At 54.3% G+C, this 6,089-nt stretch carries 5 protein-coding genes; 3 read left to right on the forward strand and 2 right to left on the reverse strand.

Going from position 1 to position 6,089, the window contains the following annotated elements:
- Window positions 1-22: 22 nt before the first annotated feature.
- Together Q0510_RS24360 and Q0510_RS24365 are read left to right on the forward strand one after the other, a co-directional pair.
- On the forward strand, window positions 23-1,171 hold the full coding sequence (locus Q0510_RS24360; protein ID WP_298717785.1) for an ABC transporter ATP-binding protein: 1,149 nt from the start codon (window positions 23-25) through the stop codon (window positions 1,169-1,171).
- Window positions 1,172-1,356: 185 nt separating this feature from the next.
- Window positions 1,357-2,157: a glycosyltransferase family 2 protein gene (locus tag Q0510_RS24365; RefSeq protein WP_298717788.1), complete on the forward strand. Its 801-nt coding sequence runs from the start codon at window positions 1,357-1,359 to the stop codon at window positions 2,155-2,157.
- Here the strand turns inward: Q0510_RS24365 and Q0510_RS24370 are convergent.
- Complete coding sequence (locus Q0510_RS24370) at window positions 2,142-3,263, reverse strand: glycosyltransferase (protein WP_298717791.1); 1,122 nt, start codon at window positions 3,261-3,263, stop codon at window positions 2,142-2,144. The genes Q0510_RS24365 and Q0510_RS24370 overlap by 16 nt on opposite strands.
- A 150-nt stretch (window positions 3,264-3,413) precedes the next feature.
- Here Q0510_RS24370 and Q0510_RS24375 point away from each other — a divergent pair, with 150 nt between their 5' ends.
- The gene (locus Q0510_RS24375) at window positions 3,414-4,229 is read left to right on the forward strand and encodes a universal stress protein (protein ID WP_298717795.1); all 816 of its coding nucleotides are present in this window, start codon (window positions 3,414-3,416) and stop codon (window positions 4,227-4,229) included.
- 74 nt (window positions 4,230-4,303) lie between these two features.
- Here Q0510_RS24375 and Q0510_RS24380 read toward each other — a convergent pair.
- A partial coding sequence (locus Q0510_RS24380; protein ID WP_298717798.1) for an FtsX-like permease family protein occupies window positions 4,304-6,089 on the reverse strand: 1,786 nt, incomplete at its 5' end.

Here is a 6,089-nt window from a genome sequence, read left to right on the forward strand (position 1 = left end):
AGTCCAAGAAATCTATGGAAACATGATCAGTTACCTGGATGAAGCGCTTTCGGGCATCAAGATCATCAAGGCATTCAACGCCATTCCTTTCATTCGCAGGCGTTTCGACGACGAGAACCAGAAATACAGCCGTATCATGCGATCCATGGCCCGGCGCCAGCAGCTGGCCAGCCCGGTGTCGGAGACGTTGGGCGTGATCATGGTAGCGGGCATCGTGCTGTATGGCGGGAAGCTGATTGCCGAGGGGGCCAACGAGCTGGACCCGGGCGCTTTCATCGCATATATTGCAATTTTTTCCCAGATCATGCGGCCGGCTAAAGCAATCGGACAGTCATTTTCTTCCATCCACTCCGGCATCGCGGCCGGGGAACGGGTGCTGGCGCTGATCGATGAAAAGCCGGCGATCGTCAATAAACCCGATGCGATTGAAATCCGCGACTTCAAGGAATCGCTGGAGTTCAGGAATGTTACTTTCGGGTACCAGGACAAAAAAGTCCTTGATAATGTGAACATTACGATTCCCAGGGGCGCGTCTGTGGCTTTGGTGGGGCCTTCGGGCGGGGGGAAATCCACGCTGATGGACCTCATTCCGCGGTTTACGCAGCCCTGGAGCGGCGAAATCCGGATCGACGGGCAAAATATCCAGGATTACTCCATGGAGTCGCTCCGGGGGCTGATGGGCACCGTAAACCAGGAAACTATTCTCTTCAACGACACTATTTTCAACAATATAGCGTTTGCTTATCCTGAAGCCACGCAGGAACAGGTGGAAGCGGCGGCCCGGATCGCCAATGCACACGATTTCATCATGGCTTCCGAAGAAGGCTATCAGACCCGCATCGGCGACCGTGGGGTAAAACTCAGCGGCGGCCAGCGCCAACGGATCTGCATCGCCAGGGCCGTTTTGCGCAATCCCCCTATCATGCTGCTCGACGAAGCCACCTCCGCGCTCGATACCGAATCGGAACGCCTGGTGCAGGACGCATTGAACAATCTTATGAAGAACAGGACGTCGCTCGTGATTGCCCACCGGCTGAGTACGATCCAGAGCGCAGACATGATTATCGTGCTCGAAGGAGGCCGCATAGTAGAAACCGGCACCCATTTTGAGTTATTGGAAAAAAACGGGCTCTACCGGAAACTGATCGAGATGCAAACTTTTGGCAATTAAATAAATAGTATATATTTGCTTTTTTTGTAACTTATATTTATTTTGTTCCTAAAACCGATTGTAACATCTTTGACTGTCTTCCCGTTATACCTGTATTGCGAACATGTACCTGACTATAAAGAGGAGGGCAGGTTTTTAACAGACCGGTCTTTATCTTAAAACCCGAATTAATTAATCGACCTGGAATGGAAAATAGATCATTCACAGTAGGATTACTGATTTCAACCTACAACTGGCCCAAGGCGCTGGAGGCCGTCCTGAAAAGTGTGATGCGCCAAACCCGGATGCCGGATGAAATCATCATTGCAGATGATGGGTCCGGCGCCGCTACAGAATCCGTCATCCGCAAATACGCGGCATTGATGGGCATCCCCTTTCGGCATGCCTGGCATAAAGACGACGGATTCAGGAAAAGCATTATTCTCAACAAGGCTGTTAAACTTTCAGAATCGGATTATATCATTGAAATTGATGGCGATATCGTACTGCATCCCAGGTTTGTGGAAGATCACGTACGCCACGCCCAGAAAGGCGTTTTCATCCAGGGGGCCCGCACAATGGTCGAAGAAGACCGGACGAAAGGGATTCTCAGAAGCGGAGATTTCGACTCCATCTTTTTCTTTACCCCGGGCATCAGCAACCGTTTCAATTCCCTGAGAATCCCTTTGCTGTCATGGCTGTTCCAGCTATCCAAACAGGACGCTACGAAAACCAGGGGTTGCAACCTCGCTTTCTGGAGAGAAGATTTTGTCGCGGTAAACGGCTATAACAACACCTTCAGCGGCTGGGGCTCGGAAGACAATGAATTTGCCGCCAGGCTTATCAATGCGGGCATCAAGAAAGTAAGGCTGAAATTGGCCGCCAACTGTTATCACCTGCATCATAAATGCAATTCCAAATCTGAAGTCGAGGCTAACGAATATCGTTACATGGAAACTATCCGGTATAATATGATTTCCTGCATGAACGGCTACGCCGAAGTATAAATTATCCACGCCGCCCATATCAGCAACGGGTATAAAATCCACTTTACAATTTTATAGGTGTTTGTCCGGAAGAGGTTGCTTTTCCGGAAAGTGCCATTGTCGTTAAACCGGCGGGTGATCCCTTCGATCTTTCCACGGCGCAGGTTGCCCCACAGCAATCCCAGGTCGTGGCTCAGCCGCAGTACCGTTACATACCAATATACCCGGATATCGGGTTTCGCTTTCCGTTTGACGGACTGCACCGTGGTGGCGATAAATTCAATCACCGGCACTCCCGCAACAAACAGCGCTATCGGCCCCAGCAATGCGGGTTTTACGATTGCCGCCACCACCGCCGCCACGAGGGCGAGCAGCACCGTTTCCACGGTATTGGGCAGTTCGCGCGAGGCATGTTGGGGCAATTGTTCCGGCAGCAGGGCGTTTCCGGTTCCGTACCGGAACGGCCGTTTGAAATCCGGCGCCTCTCCTTTCCACCAGGGATGGTTGACCGCGGCTTCCGGCAGCGTGCGGTAATTGCGGTAGTCATTCGCCGCTCGGATCTTCAGGAAGAAATCTACGTCTTCCCCCCCACCCGATTTAGGATAAACTTCCGAAAAACGTATGTCGCCGATGGCGGAACGGCGGACCATAAAATTGGCCGTGGCGCCCCAGGCAAAGTCTTTTCTATGCTGCGCGATGGTGAAGATATCCATGCTGCCGCTGGCCAGGATCGCGTCGGAAAAAGGCTTTCCGGGCGGCGGAAGGCGCACGAGCCCGATGAACCCCATCGCCCCGGGGTCCTGCTCCGCCGCAAGGGCGTAAACAGACAGGAGATCCGGGGGCACCGTGATATCATCATCCAGGAACAGCACCCAATCCCCATCCCCCGAATCAATCCCGCGGTTGCGCGTATAAGCCGCGCCCATATTCTGCGGGTTCACTTCCAGGAATACGTCTTTTCCATTTACCATTTCCGCAATAGCAGGCGCCACCGCCACCTCCGGGTTGTCGGACAGCAGGTAGAACCTCACCCTCGCACCCGAAGGCCTTTCCAGCCGTAAAATGGGCACCAGGTAATGTTCGATGAGCCGGAAGGAAGGAATTACTACGTCTATGCTGATGCTCATACTGGATTTTTGATGTATTAGGTTTGCCGCTATCGCCGCGGCCGCAAAAATAGTTTTTTTTCGCACTATGTCCGGCGAAGATATGCCGGGAATATTCACCGCGCACCTAACAATACGAGCAGTTGATTGTTATAGTGAAAACGACCCGTCATGCAAAAGATACTCGTCCCGGTAGACTATTCAGACACAGCCTTCCATGCCGCACGGTACGCCATTTCCCTCGCCCGCCAGATACAACCGGCGTCGATCACCCTGTTTCATGCCTACGGGCTCCCGCCTTCCGCCAATACGACGGTGCTGACCATGCTGCCGTCAGACACGCCGGAATACATCGCCGGCGTGGAAAGCGAAATCGCCAAATGGAAGCAGGACCTCCAGGCTGAACTGGTGGAATATGTGCAGCTGGACACGCATATCAGCGGCCTTCCCTTCATGGATGCCATGAAAGAAGCCACCACCGCCGCCACCTTTACGTTCATCGTGATGGGCATAACTGGTAAAAGCCCCCTTGGCCAGCGTTTCATCGGCAGCAACGCGCTCGACGTGGCGCACGGCACGCACGTTCCCCTCATCATCGTCCCCTCCGGCGCCGAACTGCGCAAGGTAAAGCGCATCCTGTTCGCCTACGACCGAAAGCAAACCCTCCAGCCCGCACAGGCCGAAGCCATCCGCTCCGTCCTCAGCACCCTGGACGCGCAAATAGAAGTAGTGCACGTAACGCCCGGGGAGCCCGACAACACCCCGCCGCCCGCGCTCTCCGAATCACTGCAACTTGCCAATGCCCAATACCGCGAAATCCAGCATACCGACCTGGTAACCGCCATCCAGGATTACGCCGGCGAAATACATGCTGACCTTTTGCTGGCCGTGCCTGGCGAATACGGATTCTTCGCGGAGATCTTCCATCGCAGCGCCACCAAACGCCTCGCTTTCAACGCTGGCATCCCCGTGCTGGTCATCAAATAAAATATGCTTATGAAAAAGGAAGGCCCGCTGCAATAGAATGCCGCGGGCCGTTTACATATATTACTAACAGTGAACTAATCTTTGAGATGCTGCACCGGGTTCACCCGCGACGCTTTCACCGCCTGGCTCCCTACGGTCAGCCAGGCCGTCACCAGCGCCAGCACGCCCGCCAGCGCGAAGTACCACCACTGCAGCTCGATCCGGTACGCAAAGCCGTCCAGCCATTTGCGGGTGATAAGATATCCCAGCGGCAGCGCCACACAAACCGCAACGCCCACCAGCCTGGTGAAATCGGCGGATAGCAACAGCACGATATGCGCCGCGCTCCCGCCCAATATTTTGCGGACGCTGATCTCCTTCATCCGCCGCTCCGCCGTGAACGCCGCCAGCCCGAAGAGCCCCAGGCAGGAAATGATCACCGCCAGCCCCGCGAAATAGCGCGACAGCACCCCTACCCGCAATTCCGACACGTACACCGTTTGGAAATCGTCATCCATGAAACGGAAATCCGGAACGCTGCCAGGGTTCATTTCGCGGAACAGGGCTTCGATGCGCAGGAGGGTTGCCTGCTGGTCGCCCGGCGCAAGGCGCGCCACCACCGCACCGGTCTGGTCGGGACGGAAATAAAATATCCAGGGAGTTACCGCTTTATGGATCGTTTTGAAATGAAAATCCTTTACTACGCCAATGATCGTCACCTTTTCCTCCCAAAATTCCACCTGTTTGCCAACCGGATCTGTGAAACCCATTTCGGCGGCAGCTACTTCATTGATGATCACCGCTGAACTGTCTGTCGGAAAAGCAGGATTATAAGCGCGGCCCTTCGCCATCTGCATGCCCATCGTTTCGATCAGCCCGAAATCAATGGCCTGGCAGCCGAATTCCACGTTCAGTTCTTTTGGCTTCCCCGGCCATTCCACACCGGTAGTGGTGCCCCAGTGCGTCGTCAGGTTGCCGGTGGCGCTGCTGGCGTTCACCACGCCCGGTATTTCACGGAGCCGCTGCATAAACTGCCGGCTATCGTCCTGCAATTTGCCTTCCTTGAAAAAATACACGACGTTTTCCCGGTCGTATCCCATGTTCTTGCTCTGCACGAACCGCAGCTGCAGAAACACGACGATCACCGCGAGTATCAGGATGATGGAAATCGAAAACTGGAAAACCACCAGTCCCTTGCGCACCCACAATTCGCGGATGGACGATGTGAACTGGCCTTTCAAAATCGTTACCGGCCTGAATCCCGAAAGATACAGCGCCGGGTAACTGCCTGCCAGCAAGCCCGTCACGATCGTCAGCAGCAGGAAAATGCCGGTCATCCGCAAATCCGCGAACAGCGAAAGTTCCTTTCCGGTAATCTTATTGAAAAAAGGCAATAGCAGATACACCGCCACCAGCGCTACGCCCAGCGCCATGAACGACAGCAGCAGCGATTCGCCGAGGTATTGCAGGATGAGCGAGCGCCTTCCCGCCCCGATCGCCTTTTTCACGCCTACTTCCTTCATCCTCCGCGTAGCGCGGGCGGTGGAAAGGTTCATGAAATTGATGCTGGCGATCAGCAGGATGAAAAGCGCGATCAGGGAAAACAGCCGCACATATTCGATCCGGCCGCCATCCTGCACGCCATTCGTAAACTTGCCGTACAGGTAGTTGTCGATATGCGGCTGGGTGGATAATGTCACCGCCGTAACGTCGATTTTCGTACTGATGAAATCTTTGATCTTGGCATCGAACGCCGCGACGTTTGCCCCGGGTTTGAGCATGACGAAGTTGTGAACGTTGTGATTGTCCCAATGCACATTAAAATTATCCAGGTACACGTCATACGACACGATGTAATCGAACGGGTCGGTCACATTGGAA

Origin of the sequence: uncultured Chitinophaga sp. (assembly GCF_937874145.1) — a bacterium.
Taxonomy (GTDB): domain Bacteria; phylum Bacteroidota; class Bacteroidia; order Chitinophagales; family Chitinophagaceae; genus Chitinophaga.

Coding starts and splice junctions, on each gene's coding strand:
- Q0510_RS24360 (WP_298717785.1), top strand. CDS start 23: ATGATCAGTTACCTGGATGAAGCGCTTTCGGGCATCAAGATCATCAAG.
- Q0510_RS24365 (WP_298717788.1), top strand. CDS start 1,357: ATGGAAAATAGATCATTCACAGTAGGATTACTGATTTCAACCTACAAC.
- Q0510_RS24370 (WP_298717791.1), bottom strand. CDS start 3,263: ATGAGCATCAGCATAGACGTAGTAATTCCTTCCTTCCGGCTCATCGAA.
- Q0510_RS24375 (WP_298717795.1), top strand. CDS start 3,414: ATGCAAAAGATACTCGTCCCGGTAGACTATTCAGACACAGCCTTCCAT.